This window comes from Haloprofundus halophilus, assembly GCF_003439925.1.
Lineage (GTDB): Archaea > Halobacteriota > Halobacteria > Halobacteriales > Haloferacaceae > Haloprofundus > Haloprofundus halophilus.
In genome coordinates, this window is sequence record NZ_QQRR01000003.1 from 96776 (window position 1) to 121079 (window position 24304).

At 59.2% G+C, this 24304-nt stretch carries 21 protein-coding genes; 8 read left to right on the top strand and 13 right to left on the bottom strand.

Annotation, left to right across the window (positions count from 1 at the left end; genetic code table 11):
* Position 1 precedes the first annotated feature (1 nt).
* Genes DV709_RS15955 through DV709_RS18240 form a run of 4 tightly spaced genes read right to left on the bottom strand, consistent with a single transcriptional unit; the run spans position 2 to position 5181 of the window.
* Entirely contained in the window at positions 2 to 1906 is a 1905-nt protein-coding gene (locus tag DV709_RS15955) for a VirB4 family type IV secretion system protein (RefSeq protein WP_117595439.1), read from the bottom strand.
* 2 nt (positions 1907 to 1908) lie between these two features.
* Positions 1909 to 2958: a hypothetical protein gene (locus tag DV709_RS15960; protein ID WP_117595440.1), complete on the bottom strand. Its 1050-nt coding sequence runs from the start codon at positions 2956 to 2958 to the stop codon at positions 1909 to 1911.
* Positions 2955 to 4691 (bottom strand): hypothetical protein, encoded by a 1737-nt coding sequence (locus DV709_RS15965; protein ID WP_117595441.1) that lies wholly within the window; start codon positions 4689 to 4691, stop codon positions 2955 to 2957. Before DV709_RS15965 ends, DV709_RS15960 begins: the two co-directional genes overlap by 4 nt.
* 28 nt (positions 4692 to 4719) lie before the next feature.
* Positions 4720 to 5181, bottom strand: a complete 462-nt coding sequence (locus DV709_RS18240; RefSeq protein ID WP_232819775.1) for a hypothetical protein — start codon at positions 5179 to 5181, stop codon at positions 4720 to 4722.
* 125 nt (positions 5182 to 5306) lie between these two features.
* Between DV709_RS18240 and DV709_RS17840 the strand changes: the two genes are divergently transcribed.
* Positions 5307 to 5501, top strand: a complete 195-nt coding sequence (locus tag DV709_RS17840) for a hypothetical protein (RefSeq protein WP_157972763.1) — start codon at positions 5307 to 5309, stop codon at positions 5499 to 5501.
* 290 nt (positions 5502 to 5791) lie between these two features.
* Here the strand turns inward: DV709_RS17840 and DV709_RS18445 are convergent, their stop codons facing one another.
* A complete protein-coding gene (locus DV709_RS18445; RefSeq protein ID WP_394338696.1) occupies positions 5792 to 6475 on the bottom strand; it encodes a homing endonuclease associated repeat-containing protein in 684 nt (227 codons plus the stop codon).
* Between the two features lie 667 nt (positions 6476 to 7142).
* Here DV709_RS18445 and DV709_RS15980 point away from each other — a divergent pair.
* Positions 7143 to 7730, top strand: a complete 588-nt coding sequence (locus tag DV709_RS15980; RefSeq protein WP_117595443.1) for a hypothetical protein — start codon at positions 7143 to 7145, stop codon at positions 7728 to 7730.
* Positions 7727 to 8341, top strand: coding sequence for a hypothetical protein (locus DV709_RS15985; protein ID WP_117595444.1), 615 nt, complete (start codon positions 7727 to 7729; stop codon positions 8339 to 8341). The genes DV709_RS15980 and DV709_RS15985 overlap by 4 nt, the downstream gene beginning before the upstream one ends.
* Positions 8342 to 8988: 647 nt before the next feature.
* Here the strand turns inward: DV709_RS15985 and DV709_RS15990 are convergent.
* The 5 genes from DV709_RS15990 to DV709_RS16015 all read right to left on the bottom strand — a co-directional run bounded on the left by DV709_RS15990 (position 8989) and on the right by DV709_RS16015 (position 15893).
* Positions 8989 to 10062, bottom strand: coding sequence for an SDR family oxidoreductase (locus DV709_RS15990; RefSeq protein WP_117595445.1), 1074 nt, complete (start codon positions 10060 to 10062; stop codon positions 8989 to 8991).
* Between the two features lie 24 nt (positions 10063 to 10086).
* Entirely contained in the window at positions 10087 to 11394 is a 1308-nt protein-coding gene (locus DV709_RS15995; RefSeq protein WP_117595622.1) for a vitamin K epoxide reductase family protein, read from the bottom strand.
* A gap of 62 nt (positions 11395 to 11456) precedes the next feature.
* Positions 11457 to 13361, bottom strand: a complete 1905-nt coding sequence (locus tag DV709_RS16000) for a glycoside hydrolase family 15 protein (protein ID WP_117595446.1) — start codon at positions 13359 to 13361, stop codon at positions 11457 to 11459.
* 71 nt (positions 13362 to 13432) lie between these two features.
* Positions 13433 to 13789: a four-helix bundle copper-binding protein gene (locus DV709_RS16005; RefSeq protein WP_117595623.1), complete on the bottom strand. Its 357-nt coding sequence runs from the start codon at positions 13787 to 13789 to the stop codon at positions 13433 to 13435.
* A gap of 778 nt (positions 13790 to 14567) precedes the next feature.
* Positions 14568 to 15893 carry a right-handed parallel beta-helix repeat-containing protein gene (locus DV709_RS16015; protein WP_117595448.1) on the bottom strand — a complete coding sequence of 442 codons (1326 nt, stop codon included), beginning with the start codon at positions 15891 to 15893 and terminating at the stop codon, positions 14568 to 14570.
* Positions 15894 to 16046: 153 nt separating this feature from the next.
* Between DV709_RS16015 and DV709_RS16020 the strand changes: the two genes are divergently transcribed.
* Together DV709_RS16020 and DV709_RS16025 are read left to right on the top strand one after the other, a co-directional pair.
* Positions 16047 to 17831: a 5'-nucleotidase C-terminal domain-containing protein gene (locus DV709_RS16020; protein ID WP_117595449.1), complete on the top strand. Its 1785-nt coding sequence runs from the start codon at positions 16047 to 16049 to the stop codon at positions 17829 to 17831.
* A 64-nt stretch (positions 17832 to 17895) separates the two neighbouring features.
* Positions 17896 to 19044 (top strand): MBL fold metallo-hydrolase, encoded by a 1149-nt coding sequence (locus tag DV709_RS16025; protein ID WP_117595450.1) that lies wholly within the window; start codon positions 17896 to 17898, stop codon positions 19042 to 19044.
* A gap of 126 nt (positions 19045 to 19170) precedes the next feature.
* Here the strand turns inward: DV709_RS16025 and DV709_RS16030 are convergent, their stop codons facing one another.
* Entirely contained in the window at positions 19171 to 20343 is a 1173-nt protein-coding gene (locus tag DV709_RS16030; protein ID WP_117595451.1) for an MFS transporter, read from the bottom strand.
* Between the two features lie 253 nt (positions 20344 to 20596).
* On the opposite strand from DV709_RS16030, the gene DV709_RS16035 reads away from it, so the two are divergent.
* On the top strand, positions 20597 to 21550 hold the full coding sequence (locus DV709_RS16035; RefSeq protein WP_117595452.1) for a D-2-hydroxyacid dehydrogenase: 954 nt from the start codon (positions 20597 to 20599) through the stop codon (positions 21548 to 21550).
* A gap of 271 nt (positions 21551 to 21821) precedes the next feature.
* Here DV709_RS16035 and DV709_RS18450 read toward each other — a convergent pair whose 3' ends face one another.
* Positions 21822 to 21956 carry a hypothetical protein gene (locus DV709_RS18450; RefSeq protein WP_394338700.1) on the bottom strand — a complete coding sequence of 45 codons (135 nt, stop codon included), beginning with the start codon at positions 21954 to 21956 and terminating at the stop codon, positions 21822 to 21824.
* Between DV709_RS18450 and DV709_RS18455 the strand changes: the two genes are divergently transcribed.
* Positions 21894 to 22106 carry an ArsR/SmtB family transcription factor gene (locus tag DV709_RS18455; protein WP_394338698.1) on the top strand — a complete coding sequence of 71 codons (213 nt, stop codon included), beginning with the start codon at positions 21894 to 21896 and terminating at the stop codon, positions 22104 to 22106. The two genes, DV709_RS18450 and DV709_RS18455, sit on opposite strands and share 63 nt — an antisense overlap.
* Positions 22099 to 22905 (top strand): arsenite methyltransferase, encoded by an 807-nt coding sequence (locus tag DV709_RS16045; protein ID WP_117595454.1) that lies wholly within the window; start codon positions 22099 to 22101, stop codon positions 22903 to 22905. The genes DV709_RS18455 and DV709_RS16045 overlap by 8 nt, the downstream gene beginning before the upstream one ends.
* Before the next feature lie 240 nt (positions 22906 to 23145).
* On the opposite strand, the gene DV709_RS16055 is transcribed toward DV709_RS16045, so the two are convergent.
* A complete protein-coding gene (locus DV709_RS16055; protein ID WP_117595455.1) occupies positions 23146 to 24195 on the bottom strand; it encodes an RNA-guided endonuclease InsQ/TnpB family protein in 1050 nt (349 codons plus the stop codon).
* Positions 24196 to 24304: the final 109 nt, after the last annotated feature.

Sequence of the window (24304 nt, forward strand, 5' to 3'; positions counted from 1 at the left end):
ACTACACCCTATCAGTGGTATTTTGAGGGTCGTCAGCCGCTTCGATAAGTTGAGCTTCTTCCTCCAACGCGGTCACTTTGACTGGGTAGGTTCCTTCGTCCTCTACCGAGACGAGTGCATGGCTGTACCCACGGTCGCGATCACCAGGCTTTGCATTGCGAATGAACTCTGCTTCGCGGGACGTCAGCCCAAGCTTCATGCGATTCTCCTCAGAGAGGCCTGGGAGCCGGTGGAGGATTTTCATTGAGCAATTGTTCGCGATGGTTTCTGCTCGTGGATGGATGAAGAAGTCCTTGAGCTCCTGTGTTATGAGATGGATGCTCAAGTCGTAGTGTCGAGAGTGCCGTGTAGCGCGGTCGAGCCACTGTAGACTTCCCTCGTGTTCCATGAGGTAATGAGCCTCGTCGACAGCGAGGATGACACGCTTGTCCGTCTCTTTGGCTCGCTGGTAGACGCTATCGAAGAGTAATTGCATCATCAACGCAATCTCACGGTCTGCTTCACCTTGCTGAAGGTCTAGGTAGACGACTTTCTCACCGGAGATGTTGACTTCCGTTTCACCGGCAAGGTTCGAGAATTCACCATTGCCCATGAACGGGCGCATCGACATTCGGAGTTCAGCAGCGCGTTCTTGCCACTTCTCAACTTCCAGCTCGGTCGGATCGGCTGCTTCCCCGTCAACCGAGTCAAGAAACGCCTCCGCATCCTCGGCAATCTCAGCAAGAATACCGATTACATCACGAATCGTCGGGCTCGTATTGCCGTGTGTCGAGGGATCCGATGTGATTCCGTTGCGGCGATAGGCTTCCCGAACAGTGGTGCCAAGGACTGCACGCTCTTTCTTGTCAAGCCCGTTGCCAACATGCGCAAAGAACGTGTCAAAGAAGCCCATGACGCTACTGAACCGCTGACTGAAGGGATCGATATCAGGAACTTCCTGAAGTACGCGTGCCGGTGTCTGCTTGATTTCTAAGGGGTTCAAGCCTCGAGTACCCCCAACCACGATATGTTCCCCATCGAGAGCATCAGAGAGGCTCCGGAAACCCTCTAACGGGTCAATCATGATGAGAATCGTATCTGGATCTTTAGCGAGTTGGCGCAAGTTCAACAGCTTCGTTCCAAACGATTTCCCCGACCCAATCTTTGCTGCGGTGAGGATATTGTATCCGTTCTCACGGTCGAACCGATCCATGACAACTGGGGCGTCCGTTGACGCATGGAACCCGACGAGCACGCCGCTCTCTTCTATGAGCGTCCCAGCAGAGAACGGAAAGAGTGCACCAGCAGCCTTCCCCAACATCGGTGTCGTCTGCTCAAGTGTGTCTTTCGCAATCGGACTATTGCTCACAAGTCCTTTATCTTGTGTGTAATCGACAGACTTCGTGACGAGACGCTGTTTCATCAGCTCCGATTGCAATCGGTTGGTCGTCTCTTTGACCTCCTTTTTCGTGTTCCCACGAATCGTGAGATAGACCGCGACCTCGACGACACGTTGTGAACCGTCCGTGAGCTGTGCAAGGACTTCCTTGTGGTCTTGGAGTCGACGTTGCGTTGCGCCGAGTGAGGCACCGCCGCGTAGTTCTTTTTCACGTCTCGTCGCATCGAGATTGGTAATCGCCCGCTCGAATTGACTGATCGCTTGCTCTGAGTCGCGTGGACTAGCGTAAATTGAGATGTCGATGTCTGCACTCGGATGCGTTGTCAGCATATCCAGCAAGCCAGGAGTGGCCGCTGCCGGGAAATCAGCGAAGAACAGGGTCTTCGCCCACCGTTCGCCCGTCTGTGTGATATCGGATTCGAGCTTGATACTCGACGGAGCGACGTTCTGTGCGTGAACCCGAGTGTGACTCTTCTCAGTATCGTTGGCTTCGAGACGGGTGAACCGCTCAATGAGTGTTTTCAGCATCGTCAGAACCTCCCAGAATTAGTGCCAGTCACGATGGGGACAGAGCGAACGCGTTCGTTCTGTTGCCCCGAACTTGGCCCGTAGTGTGTTCGTTCGCCACTCCAGTACTCTTCGATCAGTGCAGAAAGCTCATCAGCTGAAACTCGTTCTACCTCACATCCTTCCAAATCTCGAATGCCGCTTTCAACTGCCCGTAGTCGACGCTCTATTTCCTCTTTCTGTCGTTCGCGAATCTCTTCGTAGGTGAGTTGCGTGCTCTCTGCTCCGAGTATTCGAATACACCCACCAATGACTGGGAGCGTACTGAGCTTTGAGATAGCTCCTCTCTCGGCTAATTGCACTTCGTGGATGCTCACTGGGATGAGGATGTGATACTCACGGACACAGGTTCCACGACTCACGAATTCCGCGGGGAACTTCTCGTGGTAGACTCGGATGATGTCTCCGAGGGCGGGATTTTCGACGACGTCGGGGTCGTCGAGCCGTTCGCGGTAGCCGGCTGTAATTCGCTCTGGTTCAACGGGGCGGGCGGTTGAATGGATTTGTAGGTCGAAATCCAATGCGTTTAGCATACTTCCGAAGGAGTTGGCTACCGCTCCCCACTCTTCGTCGGTTGCGAGTGAGAGATTCGCTGGACTCACTTGGAGTGCAGCAACGAGGTTCCCGTCGGTGCGTTCAACCAGATTTGAGACTGGCAGAAACCGTTTCACTTGCGTAAGTGAATCGGGCTGTTTGGCCGGCGATTCAGCAACTGCGGTTTTGGTGTGCTCTGTTCGTGAGAATTTGATCATGTCTGCCAACCACTCCTGTGGTGATTTGTGACTGGGTGTGACGAATACGAATGCAGCAGTTACGAGGAGAAGTCCAGTTGCTGCGATGAGTCCACCAAGATTGAGCCACTGTGGTGTCACAAGGAGGATGAATCCACAGACTATCCCAGCGGGGATGAACAACTTCAGATCGTTGAGGCTGTAGTCGATTTCGATGCCGAATATTTCGTCGCTTGTTCCGAATTCATCGAGGATTCGTCGTGAGGGGTCGCGATGGCTCATTCGCGCTGCCCCCGCGTGTTGAAGACCGTCTCTCGACTTTCAGCATTCTGTTGTGCGTGCGAATATGGACCACTGTACCTTTCGTTCTCTACGACATCTCGAACATCGTAGAACTGTTCGTCGGCGGCCCCTTGAAGAAGAATTGTCTTGTCCGAGTATGCTTTGTCGAACCGTTCATATCCCGTATCTAGTGTCCAATCACGGTTTGAGCTCGTTCCACCGACTCCCTTGAACTCTCCATTCGGGAGGAAATATCCCGCACGGTAATCCTGTTCACTATCCAATTCAGATCGTGTTGTGACCTTGTTGAGAGAAACGCTCGGAGGAATCCGAGAGTCGGTGATCGATTCTCGCGAAGCGCTGGATGTCTCCGACGCGCTTGAAACACCTAGAATCGTCGTTACTGAGTGACCATTTCGGGCAAGCTCACTCGAGGCATTCCCAAGTGCACTAACCGCACTCGTGTCTGTCGCACCAACAGTAGCGGTCGAACTCGCATTGTCGCTCGAGAACGGCGAACCGTTCAGTGGGTCTACACGTGGACTGGAGGCGGCTGAACTCGCCGCGCTCGTCGCTGCACTTCCGGCGTTTCCGAGCTTGTCCGACGCACGTGTGAAACTCGTTGCGGAGACAGCACCGAGAACGCCCGCAGCCATCGCCGAAAACGGCCGCATCGAGCGCATGCCGATGAACAACATAATCGGCGATAGGAGCGCAATGACCCACAGACAAAGCGTCAAGAGCGCATACACGCCAAGACCAGGGACAATCGATGTCGCTCCAGGCATTGCACTCCGAGCGGCGTTGATGATTGGATACCCGAAGCCCAACACGAGCGCTGTCGGGAAGGGGAGGAACGCGACGGTGACGAACATATCACGGCCGATTTCACCGACCTTCGCGACGATGCTGAGTGGCCCGAAATCGACCAGTGAGAGGGCGATGAAGATTGGGAGTGCGGGGGCGAAGACAAACACTGCCACCCACGACAGGCCGAATACGAGCGCAATCAAGAGGAACAGCACGCCTGATGAGAGCCAGACGAGAACAATGCCAAGGCTGGCTGCGGCAGCGTTCCCCCCGACCGATCCGAGGTCCGCAACGAGGTCAGCGCCCTCGGGGGCGACCGCGAGAATCAGTCCCTGTGAGAGATGCAGCACTACAGCAGCCCAGATCCAGGAAGCGAGGATGAAGAACAAGCCGAACCAACCTTTCTGACGGAGTGTCTTGCTTCGGTGTGCTGCAGCAGACCCACCTGGGAGAATCGTGGTGAGTCTTAGCAGAATCATCGCGAAGCCCCACAGGGCAAGCCCGATTGGAAGTCCTTTCGAGAACCACATATCGTACGCCGTTCCCATCGGTGCATTTGTGGGGCGGTCGACGAGTTCCATCTCACCATCTTGAAGCGGCACTGGCCGAGAGACGAGGAATTCGACAGCCCATTCGGCGACGTCGCGAGAAAACTCGAGGAATCCCTGTGCGATGGCTCGAACGGCGTCAACGACACCGTTGCAGACTTGGCCACTCACGGGGTCGATACCGCTACAGTAGCCTGCATCATTGGTGGCGGTGCTATTCTCACCTTGGTCGTCACCAGTGGGCGTTGGTTCGCTTGGTGTTCCGAGTTGGAGTGAGTTCGCCGGTGTTTCTGCGACGGCGAGCATGGGGACGAATCCAGCGCTCACGATGAGTGTCAGTACAAACATCACCGGGAGGATTCGTTTCTGTGTCATGGAGTGGTGAATTGCTGTGTAACGTCCCTCAGAAGAAGGGGACGAGACTGACACAGTCTGCGAGAGAGGTCCCGGTGAATCCGATGAACATCTCGATAACGACGGCGAACAGTGGCGTTGTTACGGCACTCATGCCAGCGCGGTTACGCCAGCTTTTGAATGATTGGACTGTTTGCGGGTCTTTCGGGAAGCCGGCTGCAGTGTGGAGGACGTAGGAGAGAATTGCAGCGCCGATCATGAGCGTCCCGACGACCAATGGGGCTGCTTGGTTGATGGTATCGGCGAGTGGCGTCCCACAGATACCATTGCCGACTCCTTCTTGGGCAGCGACTGTCGTACTCGCAGTTGCGAACAGGACCACAGCGACGACCACTGTGTGACAAGTGCGACGCAAGAAAGTTGACATAAATGTGTATCCACCTGTGAAACGTGTGGCCTTCTTTGCAATTTCAGATGCTTCAGGTATCCTAAGGGTTGTTTTCCTAGACATTCTGTCGTATTCTATCCGAAGGTAGTATCTATCGTTATTAGAAACTATCGGCCATATCTGTGATTTCTGAGAGATTAACTGTCCCGAAGGCTTTTGTTCTGATTAAGACCACTATTGGTTAGACGATGACTCGGCCAAATGCAGATGTTCCTGAGGGAGTTCATGGGAGTATGAAAGAGCTAGGGAAGATGTACGGAATCTCGACGGAGGAGGCCTACATTCTCGCTGCAAAAGTGCTGTTGAACCTCGAATCAGAAATTGAGTACAACCCAGATGGCGACCTCGTTGAGGCATTCCTCGAGAAACACGCTAATCGGTAACGAGATCGGTGCAGGTAGTTTGAGAGGCAGCAGAAGAACAGATCAATAACGCTATACACGCCGTGTTTGAGAAACCCGGCTCTGCTGAAACCATCAACAGTTGATAGGAATGGCGTGCAAGATACAGAGCATGTACCCATTATGAAGGCCTCGTTTATTTCGACTTCTTGAATCTGAACCATCCGTCAAATAGAAGTGCCAGCTTATCGCTATAGATTCTACCAAATCGCGTTGGTTTTCTTGGAGTACTCTTGAATACAGACTCCGTGCCTGATCATTTAGGACTTTAATCACATCTCTACATTCGACATCGCAGACGCTACAAGCCCCTCAGAAGGAATATTGTATCGAGTAGTGATTGCTTGCACACCCGTCTCCTCAGAATGTTTCGCGTGACATCGAATTAAATTCTCGACAGCGCCCATCAACCACCCTGGGTTGTTGTCCGGTCGTGCACCGCCAGCATGAACATCATCGTGACACGCACGACAGAGATAACACCCAACTTTGTTCTCACCATACCGCCAATGATGAAAGTCCAACCCAGCGTCAGGAGCGTCACCACACAACCGGCATGCGTCAGGAGGCTCTCGGAAAGCAGACTGTGAAATTCGCTGATTTGGCTCCAATCCCGCTCGACGAACCGCCTCGTTCCAACTCCCAAACCGCTTCAGATAACTTCGACCGTAATACTCCCCACAATCATCCATCTGTTCTTTCGTCGGCGTTCGATTCAACTCCCTTGCCAGCCGCCTGATCTCGTTCAATAAATCATCCGTCGGCACTTTCCACACCTGATTCGGCTCGAACCCCGCCTCCCGAAGAGCCTCATTCCACCCCCCGAATTCATTTTGGTACTGCGATGCCCAATACCCCCCTCGGTCATTCATCTCCGTAGTCGTCGGTGTTTGACCGAGTTCCTCCGCGAGTCGATGAAGGGCATTAAGCAGATCCTTTCTCCTGTCCTCTCCCATACTGTTCCCAAATCGACACACTCTCAATTCATTACTTCGGTTTCGGAAAATGACTGCTAGTTGCCCAGCCTGTACTGAGCGATTTGAGCAGCTCACACCGGGTGTCGAACCAATGACCGAGATGCGCCCTCTGTTCAGCACGACCGCAGAAAATCATCACCACAGTAGGATTTCAACAGACCAAACAGACCCTAAATACCCAACCCCTGCGACTTGCAAACTCCTCATGAGCAACCTCAACCGGTACTAGCTCTAAGAGAACCTTTATCCATCAGCCTCCTCAAGAAAACGGGGCCGACAAAGCAGGAGTTCATCGACTATCTGGAGTCTGGGCTCGTCGAACGGGATTTCAGAGAACTGTTTTGATCAGTCGCGGAGCTCTGCGACCGACTGACCGACCTCTCGGACGTGTGCACTTCGCTCGAGGTCAAGTTCCTCAGCGAGGTAATCAACCGTCTCTTCGAGGCTCATACATGAAGGGAGCGCTCCGATCAGTATAAACCTAGTGCTGTATCATGACTACGGAGGAGATGACCAGACTGTCTAATGACTGGATGGAGCTACCGCTGCGAGAATCCGGTCGCCTCAACTGAGAATCCGTCGGCTTGTTTTGCGACATTCAGTGAGGGAAGCCCACGACTTTAGTCGTGGGAGAAGTCACAACCATGTGTCCCTCGAACGACTGATACACGGGAAACGAGTGAACGCCACCATCGGGTGGATACTCACAGGAGCCGTTGCAATGACTGGTCTTACGAGCGTTCTCACTCACGAGATTCTCTGGGGAGTTTTCTCGGGATTCGTCGCAGTAGTGATATCGCTACCAGCGCTTCTGACTCGCGACTGGACGGCAATCGTCTCCTGGTCACTTCTGGCCGTCGCTGCTGTTGCTGTGCTTGCGAGAGCGTTCGATTTCTACTCCAATACTGCAGGCTACCTCGCCATTGCAGCGCTCGCGCTTATCATCGTCGTCGAACTCGACGTGTTCACCTCGGTCGAACTCAGCCGTCGGTTCGCAATCGTGTTTGCAGTCCTGATGACGATGGCGCTGCAGGCCGTTTGGATCATCGCTCAGTTTTACTCTGACCAGTGGCTCAACACTAACTTTCTGAGTACGCAAACTGAACTGCAAAATGACATAGTGACTGTTACGATTGTAGGCTTCGTTTTAGGTGGCCTTTTTCAGTGGTACTTTGCACGGTTCGAGCCCATCGGTTCCGTCGGCGAATCATCGAAGCAGGGGGAGACGACATGACGCTCAGTGACGTACTTGGATTGTCCGATTCTCACGAACGTCTTCTCGTACGCGTTCTCCAAGTCACGCTGGCTGGATTGCTCGTCTACGGACTAGTGGTATCTCAGATGGCGATCATCGTGGCCGCTGTCATTGGACTTGGTGTGACGTTTCTTCCGGCACTTCTCCGCCGAGAATACGGCTACTGTATGGATGCCGGTCTCGTGCTCTGGATCTCCATTGCGATGATTCTCCACGTCATTGGCTTTCTCGGCTTTTACGATCGATTCCAGTGGTACGACGAAATCACACACATGATCTCTGCGACGGTCATCGCTGGGGTAGGCTATGCAGCCTTCCGGGCGTTGGAACTGCATTCCGAAGATATTGAGGTTCCATCGGAGTTTCGGGCCGTATTCATCGTGGTATTCGTCCTCGCTGCAGGTATGTTCTGGGAGATTTTGGAATACGTCTTCGGTGGACTCGTCACCGTCTATGGAATTGACGACATCGTCACCGACATGGTGTTCAACGGAGTTGGTGCGATAATCGTCGCCGTCTGGGGGACTGGCTACGTGGACGGGCTAATAGAGTTCTTCAGAGAACGACTTCGCCCTGAGAGTGACATGTAATCTGTATCGAACTCCCTACGGAACTGGATTTGCGAAGAGACAAACAGTTCCTATCAGGTTTTTGTCGCCAATGGCAGTCGTAGAATCGAAGCGTTGCTGTGCGGGCTGATTCTCAGTTCATTGCACAACGTTCCTCTCCCGATGATGGAGGCGGTAGGGATTGTGAACACCGTCTATAGTCAGAAATTCGCTGTTCATCGAACCGTTCAGTTCGCCTCCTCGGCAGTCTCGCTCGTTAGTTGGCTTTCGAGTTTTCTCCATCGACGGCTGCGGTCGCACGGAGACGAAAAGAAAGCGGCGAAACGAATGTACGTCGGTACGGCGAACTGCGCGTACCGATGGTAGTTCTAACGGCCCACTTTATAGATGAGTGAGAAGTTGCGAAAACCGTGCGCTTGTCTGTGAAAGCCACCTTGACGGGTGGCGAGCGCCATCGTTTGTCCGCCCGCCGAACTCAAGTCCTGCTATCGTCGCTCAAGACAGACACGAGCGATTTGACCCACTAAGCTAGCGAGCAGTGAAATCCGCGCTACCTCCAAATTTTCCCGCTGCAATGTAGACGTTGACCCGGGTATCCGTTGGCCTCTGAGACACCAGCGACCTCTGTGAGGACCTCCTGACGGCGCTACTGTGATTCTAAACCCGTTTCATCGAACCCGGTCACGTCCCGCATCTGTAGACTCGGAGTCGGTAACGGAGTGGTTAGCGTGCCACCACTCGAAAATTGCAGCACCGAGGAGTACGACGAGTGCGACCGCGACGGCGAGCAAGTGGGGCAGATACATCGACGCCCAGAGGAGATAGCTCCGACTCCGCGCACGCTCGTCGAACGCCCCGTGAGCGCCGTAATCGGTCTCGTCGTCAACCGGGTCCCAGAGGTTATCAGTTCCGTCGGAGTCTGCGGGTTCGTCTATCATCTGCGACCCCCATCCAGAGCGAGCGAGGAGATTGTCGAGTTGACGAGGGATAATCCGGTTGCCCAAAATCGCCTTCGCCGTCGAACGACCGACCCACAACTCGTCGCGGTTGTGGTGGCTCGCCCAGACGATCGCGTCGGCCGCGACTTCGGGTTGGTAGATCGGTGGTACCGGCTGTGGTTTGTCCGGTAATCGGTTCCTCACCCACTCGAACTGTGGCGTGTTGAGTGCCGGCATCTGCACCATCGACAGTTGAACGTCACTGTCCTCGTGAATCAGCTCTGTCCGCACGGACTCGGTAAATCCCTGGATGGCGTGCTTCGAGCCACAGTACGCCGACTGCAACGGAATCCCGCGATAGGCAAGTGCCGACCCGACCTGGATTATCGTTCCCTCGTTCCGGGGACGCATGCGGTCGAGTGCGACCTGTGTACCGTGGACGCAGCCGAGGTACGTCACTTCGGTCACACGCCTATACTCATCAGATTCCATCTCTGCCGCCGGGGAGAACACAGACGTCATCGCGTTGTTCACCCAGATATCGATCGGACCGAACGCATCTTCGACGGCGTCCGCCGCCGCCTCGACTTGGTCCGAGTCGGCGACGTCGGTCGGAACGACGAGCGCTCTCCCGCCCGCATCCTCGACATCCTGGCGTGCGCCTTCGAGTCCGGCCTCGCCACGGGCGAGAAGCCCGACTTTCGCTCCCTGTTCGGCGAAGGCCCGAGCGGTCGCTCGTCCTACGCCGGCCGATGCGCCCGTCACTACGACGACGTCCGCGTCTGATTCTGTTGTCGAATTCATTAGTATGTCTCCGAAAGTCGGTTTTCAGGTGATGTACCGCGGCCACCAATCGCCGTACTCGTCTCGAATCGGCCCGCGTGGGATGCTGGCACCAATCAGTAGCACCCCGGCGAGAGCGCCGTTCGCCGCTACGAGCATCGGTGCGCCGAATAGCCACGGCGCGATGACGATCCATGCGCCGAGCGGAACGTTGAGGAAACGGACGGCGCGTGCGGGTTCACCCGTCGCGATGACCGAAAACGAGACGACGAGTGCGCCGACGAGGTGACTGCTGCTGGCGAGCAGTCCTTGCGTTCCGAAAATGGTCGGCGAGAGCATCATCCAGAAGCCGAGCGCCATCGCTCCGAGAAGATACCACGGAAGGGAAACTCCCCAGAACATGCCCGCAGGGCGATTTCGTTCGGATCGGGTTTCCTCGGGCAAGCCGGCGTCCTCCTCGGAGAGGTGACCTCCCATCCAGAACGCGTGCCAAAAAGAGACTCCTTCGCTCATGCGGCGCTTGAGGAGCTGCATCATCGCGACGACCTCGTCGACAGTGAGCGAGATCATCCACAGCATTCCGAACGCTGAGAGTAGACACAGCGTACACCACGTGCCTACGAGTAAGGGTTGTGAGATGACGAGCAGTACTTGGACGAAACCAAGTGGAATGACGACGATGCCGAAAAACGACACCATCCACGGCATCGTCCGCCAGCGACTCTTGTCGCCCATGAATCCCATCAACGCCTCGATGGCGTACGCGACGGCGCCCAGTCCAGAGTCGGAGACGGGGAAAGCTTCAGAGACGCGCGATTCGAGTATCTGTGCGGTTCCGGTCCCGAAAAACGGGTCCCAGACTGCGTCGATGTGTCCCAGCTGGTACGCCGCCATGTACCGCGAGGCGAAGAAACCGAAGAATCCCAGTGCGATGAGCGGCGCGCGCTGGGCCGCCGTCGAGGGATTGTACGACCACCCGGAGGGAACTGTTGCCCCGTCCATCTCCATGCGCATCATGATGATGACGGAGAACATGATCACGAGGATACCTACGAGGCTGTCGTTCAGATACGCGGCAGCCGTCGGCGCGTGAAACACGAGTGGCGCCACCAACAGCCACAGCCCCACGAAACTGTTCGCGTACGACGCCCACGGGTTCTCACGGAGAAGCGTTATCGCGCTCAACCCGATCAGAACCACGCCGGTGACGATGTCGCTCCACGTCATCAGCACGCTCTCGTATCCGAGCGTGGGCGGACTGAACAGCAGCCAGATTCCCAGCGAGATGACGCCGTACTGTATCCACGGCTCCTTGAGCGGATGGTTGAGCATCATCTCGCCGGGTTCTTGCATCTCTCCGTTCGACTCGCCTTCTCCTTGGTCTGAACTCGACGGACTGTCGTGTTGGTTTTCGGTCACAGTTTCTCACTCCCGTCTCGCGCCTGTGTCGAATCGCTCGCCGAGGCATCAGTCTCGACGTCCGTGTTCGCCGTCGCTCCGTTTCGGTTCGCGTTCGTACCGCGCTGCCTCGCCTCAGCGAGGTCGAGCGAGGCGTTGATAAGCCCGATATGACTGAACGCCTGGGGGACGTTTCCGAGCTGGATGCCACGTTCGGGGTCGACCTCCTCGGCAAGCAGTCCGAGGGGACTGACGTATCGTTGCACGCTCTGAAAGCGCGTCTCTGCCTCGTCGACTCGGTCGGACTGGGCGAGCACGGAGACAAGCCAGAACGAACAGAGGAGAAACGCACCCTCCTCGCCGGGGAGTCCGTCGTCTCCCTCATACCGTTTCACCAGTCCATCACCGACAGCTAACCGGTCTATCACGGCGTCTATCGTCGACTGCACGCGCGAATCGTCAATCGGCAGAAAACCGACGATAGGGATGAGCAGGCTCGTCGAATCGAGCCGGTCCTCGTCGCCGAACGCGCTGACGAAACTATTCGCCGCCTCGCTGTAGCCCTCTTCGAGGACGGTCTCCTTGATCTCACGTCGGCTCTCTCTCCAGCGGTCGACGGGGCCGTCGAGGTCGGTATTGGCGACGATTTTGAGTCCTCGGTCGAGCGCGACCCAGCACATGACCTTCGAGTAAACGAAGTGCTGACGGTCGGTTCGCATCTCCCAGATACCTGCGTCGGGCTCTTTCCACCCCTCACACACGTAGTCGATGAAGCTGCGCATCGCGTTCCAGCTTTGCTCGCCGATGGACTCCCCGTAGCGACACGTCTCGTAGATTCCGTGAATCAACTCGCCGTAGACGTCGATCTGATGTTGGTCGGCTGCAGCGTTGCCGACACGGACGGGGGCAGACTCGCGGTATCCCGAGAGGTGATCGAGCGTCCGTTCGTCCGGGACGGGGTCACCATGAACGCCGTACACCGGGCTGACGTCCGACGGTGGGCCGCGCGAACAGTGCGCTAAACACAGCTCGAAGTACTCTCTCGCTTCGGTCGTGTGCCCCAGTTCGGTGAGCGCCCGAACGGTGAACGCGGCGTCACGGATCCAGTTGTATCGATAGTCCCAGTTTCGCACACCGCCGATATCCTCCGGAAGCGACGTCGTCGGCGCCGCACATATCGCTCCTGATTCGTGATTTATCAAGAGCTTGAGGATGAGCGACGACCGCACGACGCTCGAATGCCACTTCCCACCCACGGGACACTCCTCGGTCGGGGAGCTGTCGTCTATCCAGTCACGCCAGTACCGGACAACCTCGTCGAGGACTTGTTGATGATGCCCCGGATTGTTTGGAATTTCGCACCCATATCCGAGAGCAAGCCATCGAGTCTCACCTTCTTCGAGCGTTATCGTCGCTTCGGCGCCGTGTTCCGAAACAGACAGCGGAATCGAACTGGAGAGGAACGCTGCTTCGTCGGTTGATTCTGCAACGACACCGTGCGGCGTGGACTCGACGGTCGGGACCGTCCGAGCGTAGTCGAACCGTGGAGCGAAGTCGACGTGGAGTTCGGCCTGACCGTCTTCGCACGCGATGCGACGATACACTGCCTGCATCGGCGAACTCGTCGCCCGAGCGGTCTCCGGGACCGGCATGAAGTCGGTGACCGTAGTTCGTCCCGACGCCGTCCGAAAGTGCGTCTGGAGGACGTTCGTCCGGTCAACGTACTCCTGGAGTGACTCGAACGATTTCGTCGGTTGGACAGTGAACTGTCCACCCCGTTGGTCGTCCAGAATGGCGGCGAAGACGCTCGAGGAGTCGACGGATGGGAAACAGCACCAGTCGATAGCGCCGTCGCATCCGACGAGTGCGACGGTTTCTAGATTTCCGATGACGCCGTAGTCTTCGAGTGGAGTGTACGACATATCTGCGCGTTCTGAGTCGCTTTGGGTGGTCGGTATCCTCTCGGGGAACTGAACTCTGTGGGGTTGTGTTGCTACGAAATCAGGTTGCGACAGCTTTCGGCGCACTCGCGTAGGACGTCGGCGCAGACCTGGCAGTGCTCGGCGTCGTGCCGGTCACACTCTTCGGCGCACTCCTCGGCGACACCTGCGTTGACCTCTGCGAGTTCGGTGCTGTAGTTGGAGTCTCGGGCCATGAATCGTGCGTGCAGCGAGGCGATGTCGGCGACGTCACGACAAAGGCGGAGACAGCGGGCCATCTCCTCGCCTTCGCCAGCGCACTCGTCTGCACACCACTCACAGACCTCAGTGGCCTCGTTACACAGTTCGACACACTCGCGCTCTTCATTATCCAGATGGCTTATGTCGGATAGCGTTTCTGTAAGAGACATCGCACGGGAATGTACCACGACCATCTTTTCGCTATTTGTGGTTAACTTTCGAAAGTTGCGAAACACCCCCTTCGCGAGAGAGTAGTCCGACCGTCACACCGGGGCAGTCGGAGTCTCTGTCCTCGGAGTCCTCTTCGCCGACTGTGAACTGTACTCTGTGAGAGGGAGTACTCGGGGAGGTCCCCTATTCTCTCAAAGTAATTCGCTTCTCTCGCAACGAAATATAAACCTCGTCCTCCCACAGGATGGTATTCGTCGTTCACGGTGAGGGGGAAATCACGCCGTGGCTGGATCACTGTGGTCTCTAGCTGTGCTGCCCGAAGGATACTTCGACAACCGCGTTTGCAGTACTATCCACCGCAGACCCGAAGACAGGTGGCTCACGCGCCCACGACTTGCTCTCTCGACACCGGACGATACAAGAACTATCTATTCGGGAGGTGACTAACTCGTGTGAGCTCACGTACACCGACAGAGTGTATCGAACTTGCGACCGACCCATCGGCGAACGATGCGGATCGCAGTGATGCGATTCACTCGCTCAAACAGGCGAACGAATGCGACGAACTGGCGGCGCTCGTACGGAACGAGACTCTCGAAGAACAGTTCCGCCGCGACGCTCTCGATGCGTTGGGGACACCGCAGTGCGATTCGACGCTTCGCATACTCGTCGAAGAGGAATCTCTCGACTCAGAGCTCCGCGACAGGGCATCGGAGTCACTCGGACGACTCGACAGCGACTGAGATAGGGTAGCGGACCGTGCTGCTCGGCGCCATCCTACCCGACGGGGTCGAACCCGTCGTCGAAGTCGAAGCTGTCCAGATTCGTCGAGACGTCGTCGTACCGGTTGCCCACGAACACCGACGCGGCACTGTCGCCGTTCACGCCGAGCGTCCCGCCTCGGAAGCGTGAGAATCTGATGTCGGCGCGCTCGGCGCCCAGCAGCAGGAGGACGTTCGCGTCGCCAGTCTGTCGGAACTCACAGCCGTCGAAGACGACGCCCGGTGTTCCAACGTGAATCCCGTGACGGTCCGCGTACGCGCCGTGGTCGAACCGGAACGTACAGTTGCGGAACGTGACGCCGGCCCCGCCGTCGGCGACTTGGACCGAGTACTGTCTCGCCTCCCCGGACCCCGAATCGCGGATCACGACGTTGTCCATCAGTATCTCGTCCTCGCGTTCTCCGGAGACCTTTATCGCTCGCGACGACGCATCCGACTCGATGACTGTGTCGCGAACGGTAGCTCCCTCGCTGACGCGCAGAAGGTCGTTCTCCCAGTTCGTCGCGGTGATCGTACAGCCCTCGATACGCGGGCGGCCCTCCTGCGCCCAGATGCCGCACCCGGTGTGGTCGACGTGCTCACCGTCGAGGACGACGTTCGCATCGCGAACGACGTCGTCGCCGTGCTCGCCGGCCCCCAGTCGGATGTTCCCGTTCCCGTTGTTCTCGAACTGCCCCCCTTCGATGATAGTCCGTCCGGGCCCCGAACTCTTCGCGTAGACGCCGTTGTCGACGAAGCCGCTCACCTCGCAGTCCTGCAGTCGGAGCGTGCCCTCGTGGTCGGCCTCGACGTTCACGCCGATTCGATAGTTGTGCTGCTGCTGCGTCCCGGACTCGTAGATACAGCCGTCGGCCATCCGGAGGTTTCGGACGACACCGGTCCCTTCCGGCGTCGTGACGTTGAACCACATCAGCGACGCGGGCGGGCGCTCCAAGCGGTCTATCCGCCCGGTGACTCGGACGTCTTCGACCAACAGTCCATCCGGGACGGTCGCCCCGATTGCTCTCGGGCCGACTCCCGGCTCGGAGAAGTCGAAGGTGACGTTCTCGACCACCGCGCGTTCCGTGCCGACGAAGGTGAGCGCCCGACTCATCTCGGGGTCGTCGACTCGAATCGTCGCACCGGGCCCGCCGACGACCGCCACGCCCGCCCGCTCACCGAACTGCAACTCCTCGTCGAGGCGATGGGCTCCACTGGATAGGGCGTAGACTACGGGGTCCCGCGTAGCGGTGGCGTTCACCGCTTCGTCGACCGAACTGTACTCACCGACGTCGACGGTACTCCACCCTTCGATACGCAGGTGTTCTACCGTCACTCCCATAGGTATTTCTGCGAGAGAGCCCGAACGCGGTGACTCTCGCGGCCCGCCCGATGACGTGGGCTCTCTGGAGCCCGACTGGGCGATTCTGTCAGGATTCCGAATTACAACCACAAATCATGAGCAACTGCTGGTCGTACGTGTAGACGCACCACCATGAAGGGTAACGAGACATCCGTCGGCGAGTGGCGGTCCCTCGATGGCCGTTCCGCACGAGATAGCACCGACGACCCCGACGTCGTCTTCGCGCACGTCAGCGATCTCCACGGCCAGCTCCTGCCACGGTATCAGGTGTACTACGACAACCCGACGTCCAAACCCGACTTCGAGTTCGGAGACGACGATTACGTCATCGAACGCGGAGGCGGCATCCCCCTCCTCGCTGCCAAACTCGACGCCCTCCGCGCTGACTACGATGTCTGTACGCTGATGAGTGGCGACACGTTCCACGGCTCCGCCGTCACGACCTACACTGATGGGCGAGCGATGCTCGACCCCATCAACGAACACGTCGAACCCGACGTCTACGTCCCCGGAAACTGGGATTACTCGAACGAGGCCGCCGTGGACGGTATCTTCGTAGAGCTGATGGAGGCGCTCGACGCCCCGGTCCTCGCGAACAACCTCTACGACTGGGAGACCGACGACCTGCTGTACGACGCGTACCGGATACTCGACGTCGGAGCCGTCTCGGTCGGCGTCGTCGGGATGACGAACGTCTACGTCGACCGGATGGCCCCCGCGTTCTACGACGGGAAGTACCGCTTCGGAAAGCATCCCGCACTCCTCGAGGAGTCCGCACGGGCCGCTCGTGAGGACGGCGCGGACGTCGTGGTCGCCGTGACCGAAATCGGACTCCCCTGGATGGTGCAGGCCGCGAAGGACTGTACGAGCGTAGACGTGATGTTCAGCGCCCACACCCACGAGTACACCTACGACCCCATCGTCGTCGAGGCGACCGACACCGTGGTCGTCGAGTCCGGGATGGGCGAGGGACTCGGTCGCGTGGACCTCCGCGTCCGCGACGGCGAGGTGCAGTTCCGACACCACCTCTACTGTCTGACCGAGGGGGGTGAGCACACGCCCGACCCGGACGAGGGAGCCAGAGAGACGGTCGAGTCCGTTCGCGCGCCGTTCTACGAGGACGACCCGGGGTTCGAGCGCGGAGCGGGGACGCTCGACCGCCCGCTGGATACGGTCGTCGGCCGGACCGAGACACCGCTCTACCGGCAGTCGTTCCTCGAGAGCGCGTGGAACACGCTGTTCAACGACGCGTTGCGCGCTCACTTCGAGACCGACCTCGCCGTCTCGCACGGCTTCCGGTACGGAACTGCCATTCCGCCCGGGGAGATCACCCTCGGCCAGCTCTACACGTTCTTTCCGATGACGACGCCCGTCGCCCGCGGCGTCGCGTACGGACAGCAGCTCACGTCCCACATGGAGGCGTTCCTCGAGGACAACTTCACGCCCTACCCCTACGACCAGGAGGACGGCCGTGTCCGGAACTTCTCCTCGAACGTCGAGGTGACCGTCGACCCGACCGCCAAGCGCGGCCGCCGCCTCGTCGAGATGCGCATCGACGGCGAGACGGTCGACCCGGAGGAGACGTACTCGGTGGCGACGTTCCGCCGGCCGGGCGACCCCGAACGCGACCTCGGCAACTGCGGCTTCCCCTTCCGTGACGTCGAGGTCGACGACGGGACGATACCGGTCGACGTCATCGTCGGGTACCTCGAAGAGCACTCGCCCGTCGATTACGAGGTGATGGGTCTGGTCGAGACGGCCGACGACGGCGGCCGAGCCCAGAACACGCCCGCCGACGGGCCGTACCCGTTCATCCAGCCGGGCGTCGACTACGCGGACGGCGAGGCGTACTGCGAGACGTCCCTGATTCCACGTGGGAACGTTTTCCCCGAAGAAGGACGTAATCGAACGCGCTAGACGGCGGCGAACACCGACAGAGCCAGCGGACAACAGACTCGGACAGCACACTGGTGAGAGAAACATGGTCAAAACTATCACAGCAGAACGGCTCGCGGAGAGAATCGACGCGGACGAACAGTTCACACTCGTCGATACCCGTCCGGAGGACAGCTTCGAGGCCTGGCACGTACGTGGCGCGGCGAACGTCCCGTACGACCCCGACGAGGGGCTGAGCGAGGACCAACTGGACGAGGTGGACGCGCTGGTCGACAGCCAACCGGTCGTCGCCATCTGCGGCAAGGGCCTGACGTCGACACCGTTCGCGTTCGACCTCGACGAGCGCGGCTACGACGACGTCTCGGTCGTCACCGGCGGCATGGAGGAGTGGAGCAAACTCTACGAGGTCGTCCCCATCGAGACGTCCGGCGACGACCTCGTCGTTCGGCAGGTCCAGCGCCGAGCGAAGGGGTGTCTCGGCTACGTCGTCGGCTCGAAGGAGGCGGAAGAGGCCGTCGTGGTCGACGCGACCAGACAGACCGACCGGTTCAAAGTCGCCGCCCAAGACGCTGGGCTCTCCATAACGCGCGTGCTCGACACGCACGTCCACGCCGACCACATCTCGGGCAGTCCGGCGCTCGCCGACGAGGTCGGCGTACCCTACCACCTCGGCGAAGCGGCCGACGAGCGCGGCGTCGAGTACGAGTACGAGCCGCTGTCGGACGGGGAAGTCGTCGAAGTCGGCGACGTCGAAATCGAGGCGCTCCACACGCCCGGACACACCTCGGAGATGATGAACTACCTCGTCGACGGCGAACTCCTGTTGACGGGCGATACGCTGTTCGTCGACTCCGTCGGGCGGACGGAACTCCAGTTCGGCGAGGACGACGCATCGCGCGGAGCGGAGCTGCTGTACGACTCGCTTCACGAGACGATTCTCGCGCTCCCTGACGACACCACTATCCTGCCGGGCCACCTCACCGTAACGAGCGACGGGCGTTACGAGAACGGCTCGCCGGGCGACCCGCTCGAGGCCCGACTCGGAGATCTCCGCGAAGAACTCGACTTCCTCGGACTCGACCGCGAAGCGTTCGTCGAGCGACTGACCGAAGACGCCCCGGAGAAGCCCCCGAACTACGAGACGGTTATCGCCATCAACACCGGTAGAGAGACCGTCGACGACGAGGGCGAGGCGACCGAACTCGAACTGGGTCCGAACAACTGTGCCGCTTAAATTCGCCTGCGGTGGCGATGCGGGACAAGACGGTGATGCCTCGGGGCCTTGCCCCCGAGACACCTCACAATCGCGATTACGGGCTCAGGCGTGACAACCGGGGCCTACTGTGCTGTGAATCCTCCGTCAGTAACCCAATTCGAACGCCGAGTTGACGGCGATCGTAGCGGTCGTTATCAGAAACAGCCCGGCGAGCACCGTGAACGCCGTCTCCCAACCGTAAGTGTCCGCGAGGAGTCCGACTCCGACCGACCCACTCGACCCGAGCATGGTGTACACCGTGCGGACGAGTCCAAAGCCCGCGCCGCGCTCCGCCTCGGAGAGGTTGTCGATGAAGCGAGGATCGAGCGCCGCGAAGAAACTCGACCCGATTCCGGCCAACAGGATCGCGACGCCGGCCACGACGCGACCGGGGGCGACGACGAGTAGGAGGAGACCCGCACCTCCGGCGAACATCGACACGCCGAGCGCGAAATCGCGGCCGAGACGGTCCGAGAGCTCGCCGAGGACGATCTGACCGCCGCCGCGAACGACGAAGAACGCCGAGAACGCGACTCCGGCGACCGTCGCCGTCGTCCCTCGCGTCTCGATGAGGAACGTCGGGAGAAACGACAGCAGGCCCTGGGCGACGAACGTCCCGAGCGCGGCGATGAACAGCGTGAACACGATAGGCGGTCGCGACACGAGCGCCGTCAGCGAACCGAGTTCGAAGCGCTCGCGCATGCGCTGGCCGGGGTGTCGTGGCGGCGTTGGGCGGACGCGCCACGCGAACAGCGCGAACACCGGCACGCCGACGACCGCCGCGAGCGCGACCGCGGGGCGCCAGCCGTACTGCGACCCGACCCACGCGGCCGCGACGGGCGCGACCAGTCCCGCCAACGGGCCGCCGACGGAGTGGATTCCGACCGCGCGGCCGACGTCGTCGAACGTCCGGGACAGGAGCGTCGTTGCGACGCTGTAGTGGAGTCCCGCGACCGCTCCGAGAGCCACGGTGGAGGCGACGAACAGCGGGAACACCGGAGCGAGTGCGAGCAGCAGCCCCATCAGCACGGTTCCGCCCACGGAGACGAGTATCACCCGGCGCTCGCCGAACCGCTCGGCGAGAATACCGCTCGGGAACTGTGCGAGACCGTAGGTGAGCCACATCCCCGTCAGCGCCATCCCGATGGCCGTGTTCGTGACCTCGAACTCCGCGGTGATGAGTGGAATCACCGGGCTGATCGCCAGCCGCGCGAAGTACGTCACGAGGAACGCGAACATACAGAGAGCGAGCACCGAATGTCGGTAGTGCCAGCGCATTGAGGTGGTCGACCGTCCGTTCACAGGCTCCGACAATGAGTGCGCGGTTCGCTGCGAATCCCGCCGGGTCGCTCGCACGCCGATACCCGGTCCAGCAGTGAGTCGCCCACGCGGTGGATGGTTTCGCACGTGCTCGCGTTCCCCTGCGACCGCGTCGACGGACGGTGACGACCTCGACGCGACGCGGTGAGACGGCTCCGGACGGCGTCCGGCCGACCCGCGGACATTTGTAAGCCGACTCCGATGGGCGTCCATGGCAGACATCGTGGTTTTGAACCACACGGCACACGGTATTCCGGCCGAAGAGTGCGCCGCGGCGATTCGAGAGCGCGTCGACGACCGCACCGTCGCGTTGGCGGAGTCGGCGCGCGCCGAGCGCGAGCTAATGTCGGATGCGGAGATAATCGTCGGCGGCGACCTCGAGTCCGACCTCCTCGACCGCGCCGAGGAGCTACGCCTGTTCGCGTGCACCTCCGCAGGCGTCGACCGACTCGACATGGAGGCGTTCCGAGAACGGGGCGTCGCCGTGACGAACGCCTCGGGCGTCCACGGACCGAACATCGCCGAGCACGTGATCGGATGGATGCTCGCGATCACCCGCCGACTCGACGAGGGGCTTCGACGCGACGAGCGCAGCGAGTGGCGTCACTTCCAGGCGTTCGGCGAGTTACGGGGCTCACGCGTCTGCGTGGTCGGACTCGGCGCCATCGGAAGCGCAGTCGTCGAGCGGCTCTCCGGGTTCGACGTGGAGACCGTCGGCGTCCGCTACACGCCGGAGAAGGGCGGCCCCACCGACGAGGTGTACGGCTTCGACGAGTTCTCGGACGCGCTGGTCGGGACGGACTTTCTGGTGCTGGCGTGTCCGCTGACCGAGACGACACGGGGACTCGTCGACGCGGACGCGCTCGCTGCGCTCCCGCCGAGCGCTGTCCTCGTCAACATCGCTCGCGGTCCGGTCGTGGAGACGGACGCGCTCGTGACCGCCCTCAGGAAGAGCGACCTCCGCGCGGCCGCCCTCGACGTGACCGACCCCGAACCGCTACCCGGCGACCACCCGCTCTGGTCGCTCGGAAACGCGTACGTCACCGCCCACGTCGCCGGGTACACGCCGCACTACTTCGAGCGCGTCGCCGACATCCTCGCCGAGAACCTCGACCGACTCGACGAGGGAGGAGCCGACTCCGACCTGGTGAACCGGGTCGACTGAGCGGTGTCGTCAGGAAAACCAAAAGATGGGCGAAAACCGGTGTGAACTCCCCCGCCCTACTCGCCGTCGTTCGGCGGCTCCGGTGTGAGGGAGTACTTCGCTACCGCTGTCTCGAGCAGACGTGTAGTAGTCGAAGGCCGCGAAACATCTATATTAGCCGGCTCTAATATTAGCATATACTAAAATGAGCCACCAATCGTCATCCCCCGAGAAGAACGAGACACGCAACGCCGATGGAGCGTGTTGCACTGCAGCTCACACCCTCACTGAGTCAGAACTCGCCACAGATGTCCAACTCCTCTCGGCGCTCGGAAACGACACCCGGTACGAAGCACTCAGACTCATCGCGGACAGCGACGGTGGCGTATGCGTTTGCGAACTTGAACCCGCCCTCGGTGTCAGCCAAAGCGCAGTCAGCCAAGCGCTCTCGCGACTCTATTCTGCCGGCCTCGTCTCACGCCGCAAAGAGGGCCGCTGGCGATACTACGCAGCGACCCCACGGACAGAAGCCATTCTGAACACGCTCGACGAGACCAGAGGTGAGTCCAATGAGTGAACAGAACCGATCGTCCGGATTGGCTCCCGATGAACAACGTCGTGCAGTCCGTCGACGATATGCCCAGATTGCGAGCGAAGAGTCGAGTTGCTGTAGCGCATCAGACAGCTGTCGTGACGGCCAAAGCGGACTGAACAGCCAACTCGGATATTCGGAGAGTGAGACGACGACTGTCGCTGAGGGAGCAAACCTGGGCCTTGGCTGTGGAAATCCGACTGCTATCGCCTCCCTCCAGTCCGGTGAAACCGTGCTCGACCTCGGGTCCGGTGCTGGTTTCGATTGCTTCCTCGCAGCCCGAAAGGTCGAGGACACGGGACGCGTCATCGGCGTCGACATGACCCCGGAGATGATAGAGAAAGCCAGAGATAACATCGAGAAAAACAACGCGACGAACGTCGAGTTCCGCCTCGGTGAGATCGAACACCTACCCATCGCTGATGAGGTTGTAGACGTCGTTATCTCGAACTGTGTGGTGAATCTCTCCCCGGACAAACAGCAGGTGTTCGACGAAGCTTATCGCGTGCTTCAGCCAGGTGGTCGACTCGCGATCTCTGACGTTGTGTTGACCGCTGAGTTACCGGACGATGTTCGTGGTGACCCGGAGTCTGTCGCGTCCTGTGTCGCCGGCGCATCACCGGTCTCGGAACTCGAGCAAATACTGTCTGCTGCAGGCTTCGAGCAAATTCAGATTGAGTCGAAAGAAGAGAGCAAGGAGTTCATCAGCGAGTGGGATGACGACCACGATGTCAGCGACTACGTCGTCTCTGCGACGGTCGAGGCTATCAAACCAGTCCATTGACATCCTCCCCGCCCTAAAGGGCGAGGATTCCACGAAGTGGATATTCAGGTTGCGCGTTTCCTCGGGGTTCAAGTACGCTTTCGCGTGACCCGTCGAAGGTCGCCACCAAGTTGTGACCAATGGTGTGCTTTTCAGCGCGTATAGCCCTGTCAAAGGGACCTTCCTCCCCGCATACAGCGGGCGTCAACGACGGCGGGTTCTTCAGCCCGCGAGGTAGCACGGTTCGCGTCAGCCGAACTGTTACGCCGTGCATGGTTCACCCTCCCGTTGTGCGATATTCTCCGAAGCGTTCAGGTCTGCGTGGCGTCCACGACTGCACTCCGAACACGAAAAGTGGTCGCCATCACGGGTTCCCATCGAACCACAATCCGAACATCGCTGACTCGTGTGGTACGCATCGACCTTTTCAACGCGAATACCAGCGCGTTCAGCTTTGTACGTGATGAATTGTTGAAGTTGGTGGTAATGCCACGAGTGAACGCCCGACCACGAACTGTTCTCGCGGATACCTTTGAGGTCTTCCATCCGAATGACTGGGTTCTCGAACTGTTCCGCGAACGTGATGAGGCGACGAGAGAGTTTGTGGTTCAAGTCCTTGATTCGACACTGTTCTTTGTCACCCACACGGTTGCGTGCGCGAAGCGCACCCGCTTCCGAAAGCGAATCGCGTAGGGAACGATATTTGCGTCGAACATACTTCGCCTCACCACCAGACACCAGCATCGACTCGTCCTCGCCGTAGGCCGTCACAGCGAGGATGTGCCGTTCACCAATATCGACACCGATGGGCGTCTCACCCGACGTGTCGGCGTCGTACTTGATGTTGAACGTACAGTACCAGTCGTCACCACGACGGTAGACCTGTAGCCGAGTCTTCTTCGCGTCACCCTCAACCAGTCGGTCTACAGGGTCGGCAATGTCGTCGTACACTTCGATAGGCGTGTACCACCATTGAGAGACACACGGAAACCCGACGACGACTGTGCCGTTCTCGGTCGTGTCGATTTCCCAATTCTGGTTGTTGACGGCGAACGGTTGACTCTCTCGGTAGCGAACTTCTCCGTCTTTGTTGTGGTCGGATTTCGCCTCTCGAATGGCTTGGTTCTGAATGGCCGAGTAGAGGTCGTTGTCAATGCTGGCTGTGGTCACAGATTTCCCGAAGTCAGCGTTTTCCCATCCGTCGATGCAGAACTGCTTGGTGTCACGATAGAGGCGAGTGCCCTGTTGCCACTCTTTCCGCCGTGAGAGGGATGGGTTGTGGAACTTCGCGGTGACAGTCACCATGACCAGTACAACTGTAATCGAGTGCGCTATCTTAAGAAACGGTTGGAATATCAGGCTGTGCTATCGACGGTGGTTCGTGAAAGGTAGTGTCGGATTCATCCCCGCGCTAAAGCAC

Bases quoted from the DNA above. Each gene is read 5' to 3' on its own strand.
- DV709_RS15955 (WP_117595439.1), bottom strand. From the start codon at position 1,906: ATGCTGAAAACACTCATTGAGCGGTTCACCCGTCTCGAAGCCAACGAT.
- DV709_RS15960 (WP_117595440.1), bottom strand. From the start codon at position 2,958: ATGAGCCATCGCGACCCCTCACGACGAATCCTCGATGAATTCGGAACA.
- DV709_RS15965 (WP_117595441.1), bottom strand. From the start codon at position 4,691: ATGACACAGAAACGAATCCTCCCGGTGATGTTTGTACTGACACTCATC.
- DV709_RS18240 (WP_232819775.1), bottom strand. From the start codon at position 5,181: ATGTCTAGGAAAACAACCCTTAGGATACCTGAAGCATCTGAAATTGCA.
- DV709_RS17840 (WP_157972763.1), top strand. From the start codon at position 5,307: ATGACTCGGCCAAATGCAGATGTTCCTGAGGGAGTTCATGGGAGTATG.
- DV709_RS18445 (WP_394338696.1), bottom strand. From the start codon at position 6,475: ATGGGAGAGGACAGGAGAAAGGATCTGCTTAATGCCCTTCATCGACTC.
- DV709_RS15985 (WP_117595444.1), top strand. From the start codon at position 7,727: ATGACGCTCAGTGACGTACTTGGATTGTCCGATTCTCACGAACGTCTT.
- DV709_RS15990 (WP_117595445.1), bottom strand. From the start codon at position 10,062: ATGAATTCGACAACAGAATCAGACGCGGACGTCGTCGTAGTGACGGGC.
- DV709_RS15995 (WP_117595622.1), bottom strand. From the start codon at position 11,394: ATGCAAGAACCCGGCGAGATGATGCTCAACCATCCGCTCAAGGAGCCG.
- DV709_RS16000 (WP_117595446.1), bottom strand. From the start codon at position 13,361: ATGTCGTACACTCCACTCGAAGACTACGGCGTCATCGGAAATCTAGAA.
- DV709_RS16005 (WP_117595623.1), bottom strand. From the start codon at position 13,789: ATGTCTCTTACAGAAACGCTATCCGACATAAGCCATCTGGATAATGAA.
- DV709_RS16015 (WP_117595448.1), bottom strand. From the start codon at position 15,893: ATGGGAGTGACGGTAGAACACCTGCGTATCGAAGGGTGGAGTACCGTC.
- DV709_RS16020 (WP_117595449.1), top strand. From the start codon at position 16,047: ATGAAGGGTAACGAGACATCCGTCGGCGAGTGGCGGTCCCTCGATGGC.
- DV709_RS16025 (WP_117595450.1), top strand. From the start codon at position 17,896: ATGGTCAAAACTATCACAGCAGAACGGCTCGCGGAGAGAATCGACGCG.
- DV709_RS16030 (WP_117595451.1), bottom strand. From the start codon at position 20,343: ATGCGCTGGCACTACCGACATTCGGTGCTCGCTCTCTGTATGTTCGCG.
- DV709_RS16035 (WP_117595452.1), top strand. From the start codon at position 20,597: ATGGCAGACATCGTGGTTTTGAACCACACGGCACACGGTATTCCGGCC.
- DV709_RS16045 (WP_117595454.1), top strand. From the start codon at position 22,099: ATGAGTGAACAGAACCGATCGTCCGGATTGGCTCCCGATGAACAACGT.